Raw genomic sequence first — 19130 nt, forward strand, 5'->3', positions numbered from 1 at the left:
GTCTTTGGTGAAGTCGGCCGCGCGAGAATGGCTCGCGCGGCCGATGTCTGAGGGAGAGCCAAATGGATTTCAGTGGTTTTGATATCGCGGTCATTGTTCTGGTCGCGCTTGTCGTGCTGGTGCTGTTCAAGGGCATCAAGACAATTCCGCAAGGCTACAACTATACCGTTGAACGTTTTGGCCGTTACACCAAGACACTGAGCCCAGGCCTCAATCTCATCATGCCCTTCGTCGACCGCGTCGGCGCCAAGATGAACATGATGGAGCAGGTGCTCGACGTTCCGAGCCAGGAGATCATCACCCGCGACAACGCCATCGTCGGTGTCGACGGCATCGCCTTCTACCAGATTCTCAATGCGGCACAGGCCGCCTACCAGGTTGCCGGCTTGCAGAACGCCATCCTCAACCTGACGATGACCAACATCCGTACCGTCATGGGCTCGATGGACCTCGACGAGCTGTTGTCCAACCGCGACGCCATCAACGAGCGGCTGCTGCGCGTCGTCGACGAAGCCGCGCATCCGTGGGGCATCAAGATCACCCGCGTCGAGATCAAGGACATCAACCCGCCGGCCAATCTGATCGAATCGATGGGCCGGCAGATGACCGCGGAACGCAACAAGCGCGCGCAGATCCTCGCGGCCGAGGGTCTCAAGCAGTCGCAGATCCTCGAGGCCGAGGGCCGCAAGGAAGCAGCCTTCCGCGACGCCGAGGCGCGCGAGCGCTCGGCCGAAGCGGAGGCCCGTGCCACGCAGGTGGTGTCGGAAGCGATTTCCAAGGGCGACGTGCAGGCGCTGAATTACTTCGTCGCGCAGAAGTACACCGAGGCGCTGGGCAAGATCGGCACGGCCACCAACAGCAAGATCGTGCTGATGCCCTTCGAGGCGTCGTCGCTGATCGGTTCGCTCGGCGGCATCGGCGAGATCGCCAAGGAGGTCTTCCGCAGCGAAGGCACGACCGGTGCGCAACGGCAGGCCGCGCGCCCGCCGGTCGTGCGCCCAACCGACAACTGATGTCTCCAACATAGGAGAACGCCATGATCGATCGTGTCATTTCCGAACTCGGCCCGTGGAACTGGATGGTTCTCGGCTTCGTCCTGCTGGTGATGGAAATCATCGCGCCGGGCATCTTCATGCTGTGGATCGGCATCGCCGCAATTCTGATCGGCGCCGTGTCGCTGTTGCTCTGGGATGCGGGCTTTTGGACCTGGCAGGTTCAGGTCCTCGCCTTCCTGGCGCTGTCGCTGGTCTCGGCCTATGTCGGCAAGAGACTGGTGGGCGGGCGCAACGAACCGACCGATCAGCCGCTGCTCAACAGGCGCGGCGCGCAGATGGTTGGCAAGACGGCGACGCTTGCCGAGCCGATCGCCAACGGGCGCGGCCGCATCAAGCTGGGCGATACGCTGTGGCGTGTCTCCGGCCCGGACCTGCCGGCAGGCACGCAGGTGCGGGTGACGGCCGCGGCCGACACGGATCTGGAACTGACAGTGGAGGCGGTCTGAACTTTCAGGCCGCGCCGATGCGCAAGAGATCGTGCAGGTGGACCAGGCCGACCGGTTGCTTGCCCTCCACCACCATCAGGCTGGTGATGGCCGAATTGTTGATCGTCTGTAGCGCCGTTGCCACCAGCGTGTCCGGTGCCGCCGTCTTCGGCCCTCTTGTCATCACCTGATCCACCGTCATCGCCAGCAGGTTGCTGCCAATGTGACGCCTTATGTCACCATCGGTGATGATGCCGACCAGCGCGCCGTCAGCGTCGGTGATCGCCACGCAGCCAAACCCCTTGCGCGACAGTTCCAGGATCGCGTCCTGCATGCCAGTGCCCGAGACCACCAGCGGCAGCCTGTCGCCGACATGCATGATCTCGCGGATCTGCGTCAGGTTGGCGCCGAGCTGGCCGCCCGGGTGAAAGGTGCGGAAATGGTCCGGTGTGAAGCCGCGCGCCTCGAGCAAGGCGATCGCCAGCGCGTCGCCCATCACCAGTTGCAGCAGTGTCGACGTCGTCGGCGCGAGGCCGTGCGGACAGGCTTCCTGGGCCCGTGGCAACAGCAGCACCACATCCGCCGCACGCGCCAAGGCTGACGTCTCTCCGGCAGTGATCGCAATCAGCGGAATGGAGAAACGCCTGGAGTAGGCGACGATGCCGTTGAGTTCCTTGCTCTCGCCCGACCACGACATGGCGATGATGGCGTCGTCCCTGGCAATCATGCCGAGATCGCCATGATTGGCTTCGGAAGGATGCACAAAGAAAGCCGGCGTGCCGGTCGAAGCCAGCGTCGCCGCGATCTTCGAGCCGATATGGCCGCTTTTGCCGACGCCGGTGACGATGACCCGGCCTTCGATTTTTGACACGATGTCGACGGCCTGGGCGAAAGGCCCGGCCAGTCCGTTCTCGAGCGCCTCGGCAAGTGCCGCGACACCGGCCTGTTCGGTTGCCACCGTTCTCAGCGCCGAAGCGATCGACGCTTGCCCGTCCAAAGGCTTCTTATCGAGGGATCCCGCATGCATGGGTGATGCGATTAGCGCTTTGCCGCCCGCCTGTCCAACGGAAATGCCGCCGATGCGTATCGCCCAAGACGGTGCGGTGGTTTGGGATAACGGCACCCATGAAAACAAAACGCCTGAGGCTCGCCGCATCGCGTTGGAAATCGGCGGCTGAGGCTGCCGGCGGGCCGCTGCCTCAACCCTCCGTTAACCATCCCCATTTACGGTTCGGTAAGTATGGCGCGCGTGCGCCGCGCAAGCAGTGGTGGCGATGTCCGGGGCCCAGCCAGAAAAATCAGGAAGACGAAAGGGCAAGGCGGCTTGCGCCTTGTTGCTGGCGACCAGCATGCTTGCCTTGCTGCGCCCGGCGCCCCTCCATGCCCAGGAAACGGAACTGCGCGGCGAGGTCTCGGAATCGGCGATCCTGTCCGATCAGCAGCGCAAGGCGAGAAAACTGGCTCTTGCCAAGCAGGCCCAGCAGGCATCGGCCAACGCGGCGCAGGACAACGCACCGGCGCGAACCTACCTGCCGGCCAGCGCCGGCGCCGTGCCTGACGAGACAAACACCAACGACGCGACCGCGACCGGCAGCGTTTTCGATCCTCCGGCTGCCACCGACGACACGTCCACCGACACCGCGGCGCCGTCGAAGCCTCGCCGCCCATCGACTGCCAGGCAAAAGGCGGCGGACAAGGCCAAGGCCGCTGACAAATCGACGAAGAAGAAGTCGACGACCACGGCCACGGACGCCACCACGACGACAGGCGCCATCGCGGCCGCGGCGGACAACGCTGACAATACCGACACGGATCAGGCGGCCAATCGCCGTGCCCTCACCGTCGACAGCGCCGACAGGCAGAAGCTCGACCCCGGCGCCGAACGCACCGCGTCCATTGAAGGCCAGAACAAGAAGGTCGAGGACGATCCCTTTGCCGCCACGGGCATCAAGTGGGGCTCCTTCGTCATACGGCCGACGATCGAACAGGGCCTCACCGCCACGTCGAATGGCGATTCGAGCAATGCCGGCAAGTCGGCGCTGCTGTCCGAGACGGCGCTGCGCTTTTCCGCCGCCTCGGACTGGCGCGAGAACTCGGCGACGATCAACGGCTACGGCCTCTTCCGTGAGACCGTATCGGGTTACCCGGTTCATAATGCGCAGGGCCGCATTGAAGGCCAGCTCAACGTCGACCTCGACAATGAGTTGCGCGCCATCGCCAAGCTCGGCTACGAGGCCGTACCGGAATCGGCCTCGTCGCCGGACGCCATTGCCGGTGTCTCCTCACAGCCGCTGCGGCAGACCGTGAACGGCAGCCTCGGCATCGAGAAGGATGTCGGCAAGATGCGCTATGCGTTGACCGGCGCGGTCGAGCACGACTTCTATGGCGACGCCAAGCTTTCGGACGGCACCTCGTTGTCGCAGAAGGATCGCGACTCCACGCTCTATACAGCGACCTTGCGGACCGGCTACGAAATCTCCCCCGCCATCACCCCCTTCACCGAGATCGAGGTCGGTCGCCGGACCTATGATCTCCGCTTCGACACCGATGGCTTCGAACGCTCCTCGACACGGCTCGGCGCGCGCGCCGGCCTGCAGTTGGACATGGGCGAGAAGCTTTCCGGCGAATTCTCGGCCGGCTGGCTGAGGGAAGCGATCGACGACGACCGGCTGGAGGCGATCTCGGGCGCGACCATGAACGCCGACCTCAAATGGTCGCCGGAACGCGGCACCACGATCGGCCTGACCGGGAAGACCACCGTCGAAGGCACGACCACCGCCGGGCAAAGCGGCGACATCCTCTATTCAGGTCGCTTGACGGGCGAACGGCAGATTCGCGCCAACCTCACCGGAAATGCGGCTCTGGGCCTGGACTGGCGCGACTATATCGGCATCGACGGCCACGACATGACCTTGAGCGCCGAAGCCGGGCTGACCTGGTGGCTGAACCGCTATGCCGGCCTCACCAGCCGGGTGAGAACCGAAAAGCTGACCAGCAACCTGCCCGGCCGCGACTACACCGCCAACAGCATCTACTTGGGCGTGAAAGTGCAGCGCTAAGCTGCTTGCGCACCAATGGTATGTCGAGATTTCGAGCCGGCCGTTCACAGGCCGGCATTGCCTGACTAGCGCTAGAAGGCGGCCCCGCGCCGCTCCGATGGTTTTATCTCATTGAGCAGCGTGCGGATGACGCCAGCCATGTTCTCGTTCATGTCGCTGCGCCAAAGCGCGAAGGCGACATTGGCCTCGACAAAACCCTCCGGCGATCCGCAGTCGAAGGTGCGGCCCTGATAGTGGTAGCCATAGAAAGGCTGCTGCTTTTCCAGCTTCAGCATAGCGTCGGTGAGCTGGATCTCGTTGCCAGCACCTTTTTCCTGGTCTTCGAGGATCTTGAAGATCTCGGGCTGCAGGATGTAGCGCCCATTGATGTAAAGGTTGGACGGTGCTGTGCCGGTCTTCGGCTTCTCCACCATCTCGGTGATGCGGAAGCCGTTATGCGTATCCTCGCCGCGTCCGACGATGCCGTATTTATGGGCCTCTGCCGGGTCGCACTCCTGCACGGCAATGATGTTGTTGCCGGTTTCCTCGTAGAGCTCGACCATAGACTTCATACAACTCTTTTCCGACTGCATGATCATGTCGGGCAACAACAGCGCGAAGGGCTCGTCGCCAACCAGCTCTCGCGCGCACCAGACGGCATGGCCGAGGCCCATCGGCACCTGCTGGCGGGTAAAGCTGGTTTGGCCCGGCGCCGGCTGCAGCCGCTGCAGGCGGGCAAGCTGCTCGTCCTTGCCGCGCTGTGCCAGCGTGTCATAGAGCTCGAACTGGATATCGAAATGATCTTCTATGACTGCCTTGTTGCGGCCGGTCACGAAGATGAAATGCTCGATGCCCGCCTCGCGCGCCTCGTCGACGACATACTGGATGACCGGCCTGTCGACGACGGTCAGCATTTCCTTGGGAACAGCCTTGGTGGCCGGGAGAAACCGCGTGCCGAGGCCGGCGACCGGGAAAACTGCCTTGCGAACTCTCTTCATGCTTTCAATTATCCGTTTGCTGGCCGGCTCCGCAATCCCTGTCTCGCGACATTTTCACGCCGGAATTGAAGATTACTGGGGCGGGTAAGGGAAACTTGCACCGGTTAAAGCATCGAGGTGTCTTTTCGTTCCAGGCGACACCTATGGTAAACTAATTCCTAACCCGGTTCGGCGATGAATGGTCTTTCCTGAGACAGAGAAGGAGGAAAACATGTCCGTTCGCAATGCCGCAAAACGTTTGACCAGCGTCATGACGGCCGCCAGCCTCTCGCTCGCTCTGCTGATGCCTGCCGGGCCTGCCTTCGCCGATGCCGGTTTCCGCCAATGGGTCGCCGGGTTCCGCGCTACTGCCGTGCAGAGCGGTGTTTCGGGCGCCCTTTACGACCAGGCCTTCAGGGACATCAAGGACATTGACCCGGTGGTGCTGGAAAAAGCGCGCACGCAACCCGAATTCACCGCACCTGCCTGGGACTATTTCGACAACCGCGTCCACGACCAATCTGTCGCCGTCGGCCAGCAGATGGCCAAGAAGTGGAAGCCATGGCTGGACAGGATCGAGGCAAGGTTCGGCGTCGACCGCTATATTCTGCTCGCCATCTGGTCGATGGAATCGAACTATGGCGAGATCCTCAAGCGTGATGACATCATGCGCAATGTCGTGCGCTCGCTGGCGACTTTGGCTTATGCCGATCCGAAACGCGCGAAATTCGCCCGCACGCAGCTGATCGCCGCACTGAAGATCCTGCAGACCGGCGATATCGACGAAAGCCATCTGAGCGGGTCCTGGGCCGGCGCCATGGGCCACACCCAGTTCATCCCGACCAGCTATCAGCACTATGCCGTCGACATGGACGGCAATGGCAAGCGCGACATCTGGAATTCGATCCCCGATGCGCTGGCGACCGCCGCCAACCTCTTGAAGAAGAATGGCTGGCAGGCCGGCAAGACCTGGGGCTATGAAGTCACCCTGCCGGCAGGCAAACTTCCCGCCGGATCGAAAACGCTGGCGCAATGGCAGGCGCTCGGCGTTGTCAGGGCCAACGGCAAGCCGTTCAAGAACGGCACCGACAAGGCGACGCTGAAAGTGCCGGACGGCCGCGGTGGACCAGCCTTCCTGATGATCAAGAATTTCTCGGTCATCAAGGCCTATAACAACGCCGACAAATATGCGCTTGCCGTCGGTCTGCTCGCCGACGAAATCGCCGGTTCCAGCGGTCTTGTGCAGGACTGGAAGCGGCCCTTTACGAAGCTCACTTTCGAGGAAAGGCAGGAGCTGCAGAAGCGGCTTTCCCAGCACGGCCTTTACGACGGCAAGTTCGACGGCAAGATCGGCGATGGCTCGAAAACCGCCATCATGGCCTTCCAGGCCAAGGCCGGCTTGACCCAGGACGGCTATCCGAGCATGGAAGTGCTGAAGTGGCTCCGGCAGAAATAGAGCCACCCGCGGTGCCGCGCGGCCTTTCGGACGCGCAAAGGACACTGTAGCAATCTGATTGGCGCAAGGTTCTCCTGAAAGTCGATACGATTTTTCGAGAGAAGCGCGCCAAGGGATGGAGGAAACGATTGGCTTCGGCTGCGCGCATCGCAAGACTTGTTCGTCGCGTGCCGGTGCTGATTCTGGCCGTCGTCCTGCTCACCGTCGGTGTTGCGGCGGCTCTCCACAGCCCGGCCGTGGCGCAGGAACAGCAGCAAAGCCGTGGCTGGTCGTTGCGCGATCTCTTGTTTCCGCGCCGCAGCGAGCGGATCGAGCCGCCGCTCGACCTCCAGAAGGCGAAGCCAAAGCCGCGCAAGCCCCGCGTCCCGCGTGCGCCGGCCGAGCCAGAGACGCCGATCGTCGAGAAGGCGCCTGATGCCCGCACCGTCCTGGTGGTCGGCGACTTCATGGCAGCCGGCCTTGCCGAAGGCCTCGACACCGCCTTTGGCGAAAACGCCGGCATCAGGATCGTCGCTCGCTCCAATGGCTCGTCCGGCTTCGTGCGCGACGATTTCTACAACTGGCCCGAACAGATCAAGTCGCTGATCGAGACTGAAAAGCCCGCCGCCGTGGTCGTCATGCTGGGATCCAACGATCGCCAGCAAATGAAGGTAGGCGACGTGCGTGAACAGCCTCGGTCCGAGAACTGGACCAAGGAGTATGAGCACCGAACCGACGCGCTCGGCAAAGCCATTGCGGAGGCCAAGGTGCCTTTCCTGTGGGTCGGCATGCCGGCGTTCCGGGTGCCGAAGATGACCTCCGACATGCTGGCCTTCAACGACATCTACCGTCAGGCGGCCGAAGCCCATGGCGGCGAATTCGTCGACGTCTGGGATGGGTTCGTCGACGAGAACGGCGCCTTCGTCACCAGCGGCCCCGACATGAACGGCCAGCCCGTGCGGCTGCGCGCCGATGACGGCATCAACGTGTCGAAGGCCGGCAAGCGCAAGCTCGCCTTCTACACTGAAAAACCGCTGTTGAAGATCCTGGGCCTGACCGCGCCGGGAAGCCCGGTCACGGCCGCTCCGGCGGGCGCTCCCGTCGAGGCGCCGGCGCCTGCCGCGGCGCCCATCGTCATCGACCGCACCGCGCCAATGCTGCTCAGCGATCCGGCGCTCGACGGCGGTTCCGAATTGCTGGGCGCGGCACCGCCGGCAAAGGCCAATCCGAACCTGCCCGGCGAAAAACTGGTGGTCGAGGGCAAGGCATCGCAGGCTTCGCCCGGCCGCGCCGACGACTTCTCGTGGCCGCCCAAGGCAAATCCGGCGGCCACCGCCGCCGCTGACACGACGACGGCGGTCAGTCCTTAGGAACTGCGGACCCCTCGGAGGCGGTTTCGAAACTCGCCCCCTGCAGTCATGTGACCGCGGGAGCAGAGTCTCCAACGGGCTCAGCGGGGTAGGACGCTCGAACCCATCAGCGCCTCGTCGATCGAACGCGCCGCCTGGCGGCCCTCGCGGATCGCCCAGACGACCAGCGACTGGCCACGACGCACGTCTCCCGCTGCGTAGAGCCTGTCGACGCTGGTCCTGTAGTCGCGATCATTGGCCTCGACGTTGCGCGAACGGCGGCTGTCGGTGGCGATCTTCATCTGCCCGTCCAGTTCCGACACCACTCCGGCGGCGACCGGCCCGGCAAAGCCGATGGCGATGAAGGCGAGATCGGCACGGATGACGAATTCGGTGCCGGGGATCGGCTTGCGCTTGTCGTCGACCTCGCAGCATTTGACGCCGGTCAGTTGGCCTTCTTCGCCAATGAACTCGAGCGTCGCCACCTGGAATTCGCGCTCCGCCCCTTCCGCTTGCGAGGACGAGGTGCGCATCTTGGTCGCCCAGTAGGGCCAGACCGAAAGCTTGTCTTCCTTCTCCGGCGGCTGCGGGCGGATATCGAGCTGAGTGACGCGCACCGCACCCTGGCGGAAAGCTGTGCCGACACAGTCGGACGCGGTATCGCCACCGCCAACGACGACGACATGCTGGCCACCGGCAATGATTGGATGCGACGGCCATGCCACCGACTGGATCGGCTCGCCGCCGACGCGCCTGTTCTGCTGCACCAGATAGGGCATGGCGTCATGCACGCCGCCGAGATCATCGCCCGGAATGCCGGCCGCGCGTGGGGTCTCGGAACCGCCGCAGTACAACACGGCATCATGTTCGGCCAGCAGTTCGGCAACGGGCTTGTCGACACCGACATTGACGTCGCAGTGGAAGGTCACGCCTTCACCTTGCATCTGCTCGATGCGCCGGTCGATATAGTGCTTCTCGATCTTGAAGTCGGGGATGCCGTAGCGCATCAGCCCGCCGGGCCGGCTCTCGCGCTCGTAGACATGAACATCATGGCCGGCGCGGCCAAGCTGTTGGGCGGCAGCCATGCCGGCTGGACCCGAGCCGATGATGGCGACACGCTTGCCGGTCTTCCTTTCCGGCGGATAGGGCCTGATGTGGCCGATCTCGTAGGCCTTGTCGGCGATCGCCTGCTCCACCGTCTTGATGGCGACGGGAATGTCCTCGAGGTTCAACGTGCAGGCTTCCTCGCAGGGTGCGGGGCAGATGCGGCCGGTGAATTCCGGGAAGTTGTTGGTCGAATGCAGGTTGCGGATCGCGTTGTCCCAGTCGCCATTGTAGACGAGGTCGTTCCAGTCGGGGATCTGGTTGTGGATCGGGCAGCCCGTCGGCCCGTGGCAGAACGGAATGCCGCAATCCATGCAGCGCGCGGCCTGTTTCTCGACCTCCTTGTCCGACATCGGCAGCGTGAACTCACGGAAATGCCGGATGCGGTCGGAGGCCGGCTGGTACTTGTGCACCTGCCGGTCGATTTCGAGAAAGCCTGTTACCTTGCCCATAGTCCAGTTCCTGCTGTCCAGATGGTGCGGTTTTCGCCGCACCCGTTAACCTCTTGAGGCAGCCATGGCAACCTTCCGCACGAGGTCAAACTGTCGTTGAAAGTTGGGGCCGGGAAACCTGGGCTTCCCGGCAATTCCAAAAGTCTATTCGGCCGCCACGCCCATGCGCATGCGTTCCATCTCGATCAGCGCACGTCGGTATTCGACCGGCATGATCTTGCGGAATTTGGGCCGGAACGTCGCCCAGTCGTCGAGGATCTCACGACCGCGCACCGAGCCGGTGTAGTGCACATGGTTGGAGATGAGCTGGTAGAGCCGCTCCTCGTCATGGCTGGTCATGTCGCCCGATACGTCGACGCGACCCTTGTGGTCGAGGTCGCCGCCATGATGCAGCAATCTTTCCATCAGGTCGTCTTCTTCCGGCACCGGTTCCAGTTCGACCATCGCCATGTTGCAGCGTTCGGCGAAATCGCCCGCCTCGTCGAGCACGTAGGCGACGCCACCAGACATGCCGGCGGCGAAGTTGCGGCCGGTCTGGCCGATGACGACGACGATGCCGCCGGTCATGTACTCGCAGCCATGATCGCCGACACCTTCGACGACGGCGGCCACGCCCGAATTGCGCACCGCGAAACGCTCGCCGGCGACACCCGCGAAATAGGCCTCGCCCTCGGTCGCGCCATAGAGCACCGTATTGCCGACGATGATGGATTCCGCCGCGACGATCTTGGCCTCTTGCGGTGGCCGGATGACGATGCGTCCGCCTGACAGGCCCTTGCCGACATAGTCATTGCCGGCGCCGACGAGGTCGAATGAGATGCCGCGTGCCAGGAAGGCACCGAAGGACTGGCCGGCGGTGCCGGTCAGCTTCACCTGGATCGTGTCCTCGCGGAGGCCCTTGTGCTTGAAGCGCTTGGCCACTTCGCCCGACAGCATGGCGCCCGTCGAACGGTCGACATTGCGGATGTCGACCTCGATGCTGACCGGCTGCTTGCTCTCGAGCGCCGGCTTTGCCAGTTCGATCAGCTTGCGGTCGAGCACGTCGTCGATCGGATGCTTCTGGCGTTCGGTCCAGTGCACGGCTTCATGCGGCGCATCCGGCTTGAAGAACATCTTGCTGAAGTCGAGCCCGCGCGCCTTCCAGTGCACGATCAGGTCGCGCTTTTCCAGAAGGTCGGTATCGCCGATGATCTGGTCGATATGGGTGTAGCCCATCTCGGCCAGCAGCGCCCTCACCTCTTCCGCCACATAGAAGAAGAAGTTGATGACGTGTTCGGGCGTGCCCTTGAAGCGCTTGCGCAGCACCGGATCCTGCGTCGCGACGCCGACCGGACAGGTGTTGAGATGGCACTTGCGCATCATGATGCAGCCGGCCGCGATCAGCGGCGCGGTCGAGAAGCCGAACTCGTCGGCGCCGAGCAACGCGCCGATGATGACGTCGCGGCCAGTGCGCAACCCGCCATCGACCTGCAGCGCGACGCGCGACCGCAGGCCGTTCAGCACCAGCGTCTGGTGCGTCTCGGCTAGGCCCATTTCCCACGGGCTGCCGGCGTGCTTGAGCGAGGTCAGCGGCGAGGCTCCAGTGCCGCCATCATAGCCCGAGATGGTGATATGGTCGGCGCGCGCCTTGGCGACGCCTGCCGCGACCGTGCCGACGCCGACTTCCGACACAAGCTTGACCGAGACATCGGCTGCCGGATTGACGTTCTTCAGATCATAGATCAGCTGTGCCAGATCCTCGATTGAATAGATGTCATGATGCGGCGGCGGCGAGATCAGGCCGACGCCCGGGGTCGAATGCCGGACCTTGGCGATGGTGGCGTCGACCTTGTGGCCGGGCAACTGGCCGCCCTCGCCGGGCTTGGCGCCCTGCGCCACCTTGATCTGCATCATGTCGGAGTTGACGAGATACTCCGCCGTCACGCCGAACCGACCCGAGGCGACCTGCTTGATCGCCGAACGTTCGGGATTCTTGCCACCGCCAGGCAGCGGCAAATAACGGTCGGCCTCTTCGCCGCCCTCGCCGGTGTTGGACTTGCCGCCGATGGCGTTCATGGCGCGCGCCAACGTGGTGTGCGCCTCCCGCGAGATCGAGCCGAAGGACATCGCTCCGGTCGAAAACCGCTTGACGATGTCAGCCGCCGGCATCACCTCGTCGAGCGCGACCTTCTTGCGGCCAGTCTCGTCCGCGAGCTTGATCCTGAACAGGCCGCGAATGGTCTGGGCCCGCGCCGTCTCGCTGTCGATCTGGGCGGAATAGTCCTTGAACGTCTCCCACGATCCCTGCCGCACGGCATGCTGCAAGGTGGCGACCGCGTCGGGCGACCATATGTGCGCCTCGCCACGCATGCGGAACATGTATTCGCCGCCGACTTCGAGGCTGTTGCGCAGCACCGGATCGTTGCCGAAGCCGTCGGTGTGGCGGCTGAGCGTCTCGGCCGCGATCTCGTCCAGTCCGACGCCCTCGATCAGCGTGGCGGTGCCGGTGAAATACTTCTGCACGAAATCCGACTTCAGCCCGATGGCGTCGAAGATCTGCGCACCGCAATAGGACTGGTAGGTCGAAATGCCCATCTTGGACATCACCTTGAGGATGCCCTTGCCGATCGATTTGATGTAGCGGGAGACGACCTCGTAGGCGTCGACTTCCGCCGGCAACTCGCCACGCTTGTGCATGTCGGTGAGCGTGTCGAAGGCGAGATAGGGATTGATCGCCTCGGCACCGTAGCCGGCAAGGCAGCAGAAATGATGCACTTCGCGCGGCTCGCCGGATTCCACGACAAGGCCGACAGAGGTGCGCAGGCCCTTGCGGATCAGGTGATGATGGACCGCGGCCGTCGCCAGCAGCGCCGGTATGGCGATACGGTCCGGCCCGACCTGGCGGTCGGACAGGATGATGATGTTGTAGCCGCCGGCGACCGCCGCCTCCGCTCGCTCGCACAAGCGGTCGATGGCGCCCTGCATGCCCGCGGCCCCTTCATTCGAGGCATAGGTGATGTCGATCGTCTTGGTGTCGAAACGGTCCTCGGTGTGGCCGATGGAACGGATCTTCTCGAGATCGCCATTGGTCAGGATCGGCTGGCGCACTTCGAGCCGCTTGCGGCGCGAATTGCCGACCAGGTCGAAGATGTTGGGACGTGGTCCGATGAAGGAGACCAGGCTCATCACCAGTTCCTCGCGGATCGGATCGATCGGCGGGTTGGTGACCTGGGCGAAGTTCTGCTTGAAATAGGTGTAGAGCAGCTTCGACTTGTCCGACATGGCCGAGATCGGCGTGTCGGTGCCCATCGAGCCGACCGCTTCCTGACCGGTGGTCGCCATCGGCGACATCAAAAGCTTGGTGTCTTCCTGGGTGTAGCCGAACGCCTGCTGACGGTCGAGCAGGCTGACATCCTTGCGCAGTGCGCGCGGCTCGACCGGCTTCAGGTCTTCCAGGATCAGCTGCGTGTTGGCGAGCCAGGTCTTGTAGGGATGCTTGGTCGCGATCTCCGACTTGAGCTCCTCGTCGGAGACGATGCGCCCCTTCTCAAGGTCGATCAAAAGCATGCGGCCAGGCTGCAGCCGCCACTTCTTGACGATCCTCTCCTCCGGCACCGGCAGCACGCCGGCCTCCGAGGCCATGATGACGCGGTCATCGTCGGTGACGATGTAGCGCGCCGGGCGCAGTCCGTTGCGGTCGAGCGTTGCGCCGATCTGGCGACCATCGGTGAAGACGACCGCCGCCGGGCCGTCCCACGGCTCCATCAGCGCGGCATGGTATTCGTAGAAAGCTTTGCGGTCGGCATCCATGAGCTTGTTGCCGGCCCAGGCTTCCGGGATCAGCATCATCATGGCGTGGCTTAGCTTGTACCCACCCTGGAACAGGAACTCGAGCGCGTTGTCGAAGCATGCGGTGTCGGACTGGCCGTCATAGGAAATCGGCCAAAGCTTCGAGATGTTGTTGCCGAATAGCTCGGAATCGACCGACGCCTGGCGCGCCGCCATCCAGTTGTTGTTGCCGCGCACGGTGTTGATCTCGCCATTGTGCGCGACCATGCGATAGGGATGCGCCAGCTTCCACGACGGGAAGGTGTTGGTCGAGAAACGCTGGTGGACGAGAATCAGCGCGGTCTCAAAACGCGGATCGGTCAGGTCCTTGTAATAGGCGCCGACCTGATAGGCCAGGAACATGCCCTTGTAGACAATGGTGCGCGCCGACAGCGACACGCAGTAGGCACCGATGTCCTTGTTGTCATTCTCGGCGTAGATGCGGCCCGATATGACCTTGCGCAGCAGATAGAGCCTGGCCTCGTATTCCTCGTCGTCGGTGATGTCGGCTGTGCGGCCGATGAAGATCTGCCGATGGAACGGCTCGGACGCGGCGATGTCCGGAGCCTTCGACAGGGAGGAATTGTCGACGGGCACGTCACGGAAACCGATGAGCGGAAGCCCCTCGGACTGCGCCGACTCGGCAATGATGTCCTCGATATGGCCACGCAGTGCTGCGTCCTGCGGCATGAACCAGTGTCCGACGCCGTACTGACCCACCGGCGGCAGTTCGATGCCCTGGGCCGCCATCTGCTCACGGAAGAAACGGTCTGGAAGCTGCACAAGCACGCCGGCGCCATCGCCGACCAGCGGATCGGCGCCGACGGCGCCGCGATGCGTCAGGTTTTCAAGCACGGCAAGCCCGTCCTTGACGATCTGATGCGACTTCACGCCCTTCATGTTGACGATGAAGCCGACGCCGCAGGCGTCATGCTCGTTGCGCGGGTCATAGAGGCCTTGGGCGGAAAAACCGGTGGTGGTTCGGCCAATATTGGATCGGAAGGTATTTTTGACGGTTGCCGCTTTCGTCTGCGCGGCCGGGCCGTTCGTCGCAGAGAGCGTCATGTCCGTCATCGTCCTGTCCTCCGTTCCCAGCCCTTCGGGCGCTGGTTTGCCTCGGCAAGCGCTTGGCTCACCCTTGATCCTTGCGGCACGTCTTGCGAAATCCTTGCCGAACCAGGCCGCTTTCCGCATGGCTCGTATTCGTACAGGCCAGATTGGGGCCGTCCACCTGTCGCTCGCGGCAATAGCCGGAGAGGCCCAAATGATACGCCAATCCAGCCAGTTTTGTGCGACAAAATAAGACAGCACTACTGTCCTAAATTTTTATGACAGAAATCCTGGACGCACACAAGACCGATTCACAAAAAACTTGGGCCGGCGACGACAGAAAATTACGTGGATCTGGGCAGAAACGTAAGCTTCGGTCGCTGGCCTCCGCCCGCCAGATTGGCTGGCTTTAATGGTTTTCTGGCGCCTGGCCCTTGCGAGGAAGCCATGAAACCGGCCAAGGTCACAGCGACTTTCCCCAACACAGGCAGATGCATGTTCTTCGCTTCCGACAATTGGGCAGGCGCCCATCCCAACATCGCAGCCGGCCTGTCGGCCAATGCCGCCGGCTTTTCCACCGCCTATGGCGACGGTGCACTCGACCAGGCCGTCTACCGGCGCTTCAGCGAGATTTTCGAACGCGAGGTCGCGGTGTTCTTCGTAGCGACCGGTACAGCCGCCAACTCACTGTCTCTGACCACCTTCAACAAGCCCGGCGGTATTTCCTTCGCCCACCGCGAATCGCATGTCATCGAAGACGAATGCGGCGCGCCGGAGTATTTTTCCGGCGGCTCGCGGCTGCATGCCGTCGACGGCGCGCTGGGCAAGATTGACCCGCACAATCTGGAAAGGGCCATTGGCCGCTTCGCGCCCGAAATCGTCCATTGGGGGCGACCGATGGCCGTTTCGATCACGCAATCGACGGAGGTCGGCACCATCTACGGCCTGGATGAGATCGAGACGATTTCAGCGATCGCCAAAAGGCATTCCGTGCCGCTGCACATGGACGGCGCCCGCTTTGCCAACGCGCTGGTCGCGCTCGACACGACGCCGGCCGAAATGACATGGAAACGCGGCGTCGACATCCTGTCCTTCGGCGGCACCAAGAATGGCTGCTGGTGCGCGGAAGCAATCGTGCTGTTCGATCTCGGTCGTGCCAGGGAACTGGCCTTCCTGCGTAAGCGTGCCGCCCAGCTGTTTTCGAAATCGCGCTTCGTCGCGGCGCAGTTCGAAGCCTATTTTCAGGATGGGCTGTGGCTCGAAACAGCCAGGCATGCCAACGCCATGGCCGCCCGCCTTGCGGCGGCGATCGAGGACTCGGCCTCGGCGAAGCTGGCATGGCTGCCGCAGGCGAATGAGGTGTTCGCGGTGATGAAGAAAGCCGAAGCTGAAAAGCTGCAGGCCGCGGGCGCTGCCTTCTACGACTGGCACAAGCCGCATGGTTTCGACGGCCACATAGGCGAGAACGAGGCGCTTTATCGCTTCGTCACCAGCTTTGCCACGACGGCCGATGAGGTCGACCGCTTTGGCCAGTTGATCGCCTGAGTTCCCGGAATGGCGAGCAAACAGACGACCAGACCGCCTCTCGGCTCAACCATGCGGCTGGTCCGTCCGGCGCCAAACGTTCTTGGCTTCTACGATGGCCGCATCGACGGAACTCGTGCCTGGTCGGATGCGCCGAACTGGCTCGACGACGGCGCCTATGCGCTGGGCATCTGCACCTATGCGATCGTCGACGGGTCGCAGGCGCTTGTCTATGACACGCATATTTCGCTGCCCCATGCCCGCTTCATCCGGCGGACGCTCGAAGCCATGGGGGTAACCTCGATCCGCGTCGTCCTCAGCCACTGGCATGACGACCATATTGCCGGCAACGAGGTGTTCCAGGATTGCGAGATGATCGCCAATGATCTCACCGTCTCGGCTCTGGCGCGCAACCGCGCTGAGATAGAAGGTGGCAATCCGCCGATCATGCCGCTCGTGCTGCCCAACAGGACCTATGCCGGCAAGCTCAGCCTTATGGTTGGGTCGGTGGCCGTGGAGCTTCATCAGGTCGAAATCCACAGCCATGACGGCAGTGTACTGCTCATGCCCGACACCGGTCTGCTGCTGGCGGGCGACACGCTGGAGGACCCGATCACCTATGTTGCCGAACCGGAGCGGCTGGCCGAACATTTGATCGATCTCGAACGCATGGCCGGCTGGAAAATAAACCGAATCCTGCCCAACCACGGCTCCCTGGAAGCAATCGCGACGGGCGGCTACGACACAAGCTTCATTGCAGCGACGCAAGCCTATGTCGGCAAGCTGCTTGCCTGCCGGCGCGAGCCTGATCTGGCAAGGCAGGATCTGAGAACGTTCGGCGCCGACATGTTCGCCACCGGTGCGGTGGAGTATTTCGCGCCATACGAAGCCGTTCACCGGCAAAACGTCGAAGCCGTTATCGCCACCGGCCAATAAAAAAGCGGCGCCTTTCGGCGCCGCTTCCGTCTCGGGAGGAGACTTGAGCATTAAGCAGCGGTCTTAGCCTCGATCTGCTTGGCCTTGGACGGAGCCGAGCTGATCGCGATCTTGCGCGGCTTCAGCTCTTCGGGAATGTTGCGCTTGAGGTCGACGAAGAGCAGGCCGTTCTTCAGTGTGGCGCCGACGACGTCGACATGGTCGGCAAGCTGGAAGCGGCGCTCGAAGGCCCTGGAGGCAATGCCGCGATAGAGCAGCTCGGAACCTTCACCTGTGCCCTCGTCCTTGCGCTCGCCTTTCACGGTCAGCACGTTGCGGTGGGCTTCGATCGAGATTTCGTCGTCCGAGAAGCCGGCAACCGCCATTGAGATCCGGTAGGAATCCTCGCCGGTGCGCTCGATGTTGTAGGGTGGATAAGTCTGCGCGCCGTCAGGCTGCGCGAGCGAATCGAGCATGGTGAACAGACGGTCGAAGCCGACGGTCGAACGATAAAGCGGGGAAAAATCAACGTGACGCATGAGGTGTTCTCCTGTTGAGCAACATGGTTTGCGTATGGCCGCTGCGAAACCCACGATCGGCGTTTCGGATGGACCAGCGGCCCCGACATTGGCGACCGCATCCAACATTTGGGGAGCGCTCGAAAGCATTTCAAGATTTCGCCTGCTCGCAAAGAAACGACCGGCGACGTGCTCGATGAACGGCAGATGAACCGCCGCTTCTGCGTCCGTTCAGACTGCCGGCGCTAGGATGTCCCCAGGATCAAGGACAGGCGGCGCCGGATTTCACAAGGCAGGCGCCGCGACGAGGCCGAACCGGGTGTTAACGTCCCTTCCTCCCGGATCGACAGGGGCCGGAGGCACGCGTGAAGCGGCTTCCGGCCTTCCCGTTGCAGGGCCCCGTCACCCGGAATTCCTTTGCTTTTGGCGCATGGGCGTCTATCACCTTGTCGGAGCCAGCCAGCACCGGCGGCACGCCAGACGCCAAGCACGAAGCGCCGAATGACGGATCTTGTCCACGACATCCCCCTTTTTCACGAAATCGAGGGCAATCCGCGACCGAAAAACGCCACTGGCGGCTTCTTCACCACTCGTGACGGAAAGAAGATCCGCTACGGCCTGTTTGCAGCGGTCGCGCGCCCGTTGAAGGGCACCGTGGTCGTCCTGTCCGGCCGCAACGAGTGCATCGAGAAATATTTCGAAACCATCCGCAACCTTGCCGATCGCGGCTTTGGCGTCGCCACCCTCGACTGGCGCGGCCAGGGCGATTCCTCCCGGCTGGTTCGCGACCGCCAGCGCGGCTATGTCAGAAGCTTCCGCGACTACACCGCGGATCTGGAGCAGTTCTTCGAGGAGATCGTGCTGCCTGACTGCCGTGGACCGTATTATATCCTCGCCCATTCGGCCGGTGCATTGATCACGCTGCTTGCCGCGCCGTCGATGGTGAACCGCGTGCGGCGCATGGTGCTGATCGCGCCGTTCTTCACCTTGCCCGATCTGCCGGTTTCGATCAGGACGGTTCGCCGCGTCTGTTCACTGTTCTGCGCGCTCGGCCTTGGCCGGCTCTATGCCGCCTGGGGTCCGCGGCCGAAGGTGACGGCCCCTTTCGACACCAACAAGCTGACGTCCGATCCCGTGCGCTATCGACGCAACACGCGGATCTACGAAGAGTATCCGCAACTGGCGCTTGGCGGCCCGACGATCCGCTGGCTGCAGGCGGCCGCGAAGGCATCCGAGGCCGTCAGCGACCCCGACTTCATGGCCAGGATTCAGGTTCCCCTGCTGATAATTGCCGCCGGCGCCGACCAGGTCGTCTCGACCAAGGCCGTGGAGGCCTACGCCCGGCATCTGCGGCTCGGCTCACTGCTGATGATCGACGGCGCGCGCCACGAGATCCTGCAGGAAGCCGATATTTACCGTGAGCAGCTGCTGGCTGCCTTCGACGCCTTCATTCCAGGCAGCGACGACCCGACGCTCTGATC

14 protein-coding genes are annotated in these 19130 nt (G+C 63.1%); 9 read left to right on the top strand and 5 right to left on the bottom strand.

Annotated elements, in window-relative coordinates; genetic code table 11:
• Window positions 1-62: 62 nt before the first annotated feature.
• A complete protein-coding gene (locus BLS48_RS12035) occupies window positions 63-1013 on the top strand; it encodes an SPFH domain-containing protein (RefSeq protein WP_091577846.1) in 951 nt (316 codons plus the stop codon).
• Window positions 1014-1036: 23 nt separating this feature from the next.
• The gene (locus tag BLS48_RS12040) at window positions 1037-1501 is read left to right on the top strand and encodes an NfeD family protein (protein WP_091577848.1); all 465 of its coding nucleotides are present in this window, start codon (window positions 1037-1039) and stop codon (window positions 1499-1501) included.
• 4 nt (window positions 1502-1505) lie between these two features.
• On the opposite strand, the gene BLS48_RS12045 is transcribed toward BLS48_RS12040, so the two are convergent.
• Complete coding sequence (locus BLS48_RS12045) at window positions 1506-2507, bottom strand: KpsF/GutQ family sugar-phosphate isomerase (protein WP_091577849.1); 1002 nt, start codon at window positions 2505-2507, stop codon at window positions 1506-1508.
• Here BLS48_RS12045 and BLS48_RS35645 point away from each other — a divergent pair.
• Both BLS48_RS35645 and BLS48_RS12050 read left to right on the top strand, forming a co-directional pair.
• Window positions 2506-2658, top strand: a complete 153-nt coding sequence (locus BLS48_RS35645; RefSeq protein WP_167365058.1) for a hypothetical protein — start codon at window positions 2506-2508, stop codon at window positions 2656-2658. The two genes, BLS48_RS12045 and BLS48_RS35645, sit on opposite strands and share 2 nt — an antisense overlap.
• A gap of 96 nt (window positions 2659-2754) precedes the next feature.
• Window positions 2755-4539: an outer membrane beta-barrel protein gene (locus BLS48_RS12050; RefSeq protein ID WP_167365059.1), complete on the top strand. Its 1785-nt coding sequence runs from the start codon at window positions 2755-2757 to the stop codon at window positions 4537-4539.
• A 71-nt stretch (window positions 4540-4610) separates the two neighbouring features.
• Here the strand turns inward: BLS48_RS12050 and galU are convergent, their stop codons facing one another.
• The gene (gene galU, locus BLS48_RS12055; RefSeq protein WP_091577852.1) at window positions 4611-5516 is read right to left on the bottom strand and encodes a UTP--glucose-1-phosphate uridylyltransferase GalU; all 906 of its coding nucleotides are present in this window, start codon (window positions 5514-5516) and stop codon (window positions 4611-4613) included.
• Between the two features lie 211 nt (window positions 5517-5727).
• Here galU and BLS48_RS12060 point away from each other — a divergent pair, with 211 nt between their 5' ends.
• Window positions 5728-6951 (top strand): lytic murein transglycosylase, encoded by a 1224-nt coding sequence (locus BLS48_RS12060; protein ID WP_091578067.1) that lies wholly within the window; start codon window positions 5728-5730, stop codon window positions 6949-6951.
• A 128-nt stretch (window positions 6952-7079) separates the two neighbouring features.
• Window positions 7080-8300, top strand: coding sequence for an SGNH/GDSL hydrolase family protein (locus tag BLS48_RS12065; RefSeq protein ID WP_091577854.1), 1221 nt, complete (start codon window positions 7080-7082; stop codon window positions 8298-8300).
• Window positions 8301-8380: 80 nt separating this feature from the next.
• Here BLS48_RS12065 and BLS48_RS12070 read toward each other — a convergent pair whose 3' ends face one another.
• Window positions 8381-9835, bottom strand: a complete 1455-nt coding sequence (locus tag BLS48_RS12070) for a glutamate synthase subunit beta (protein WP_091577856.1) — start codon at window positions 9833-9835, stop codon at window positions 8381-8383.
• Between the two features lie 144 nt (window positions 9836-9979).
• A complete protein-coding gene (gene gltB, locus BLS48_RS12075; RefSeq protein ID WP_091578069.1) occupies window positions 9980-14716 on the bottom strand; it encodes a glutamate synthase large subunit in 4737 nt (1578 codons plus the stop codon).
• Between the two features lie 471 nt (window positions 14717-15187).
• On the opposite strand from gltB, the gene BLS48_RS12080 reads away from it, so the two are divergent.
• Window positions 15188-16237, top strand: coding sequence for a threonine aldolase family protein (locus tag BLS48_RS12080; protein WP_091577858.1), 1050 nt, complete (start codon window positions 15188-15190; stop codon window positions 16235-16237).
• A 9-nt stretch (window positions 16238-16246) separates the two neighbouring features.
• Window positions 16247-17152, top strand: a complete 906-nt coding sequence (locus BLS48_RS12085) for an MBL fold metallo-hydrolase (RefSeq protein ID WP_091577859.1) — start codon at window positions 16247-16249, stop codon at window positions 17150-17152.
• A gap of 50 nt (window positions 17153-17202) precedes the next feature.
• Here the strand turns inward: BLS48_RS12085 and BLS48_RS12090 are convergent, their stop codons facing one another.
• Window positions 17203-17670: an Hsp20 family protein gene (locus tag BLS48_RS12090; protein ID WP_091578071.1), complete on the bottom strand. Its 468-nt coding sequence runs from the start codon at window positions 17668-17670 to the stop codon at window positions 17203-17205.
• 480 nt (window positions 17671-18150) lie between these two features.
• Here BLS48_RS12090 and BLS48_RS12095 point away from each other — a divergent pair, with 480 nt between their 5' ends.
• Window positions 18151-19128, top strand: a complete 978-nt coding sequence (locus tag BLS48_RS12095) for an alpha/beta fold hydrolase (RefSeq protein WP_091577861.1) — start codon at window positions 18151-18153, stop codon at window positions 19126-19128.
• Window positions 19129-19130: the final 2 nt, after the last annotated feature.

Source organism: Mesorhizobium qingshengii, from assembly GCF_900103325.1.
GTDB classification, from domain to species: Bacteria; Pseudomonadota; Alphaproteobacteria; order Rhizobiales; family Rhizobiaceae; genus Mesorhizobium; species Mesorhizobium qingshengii.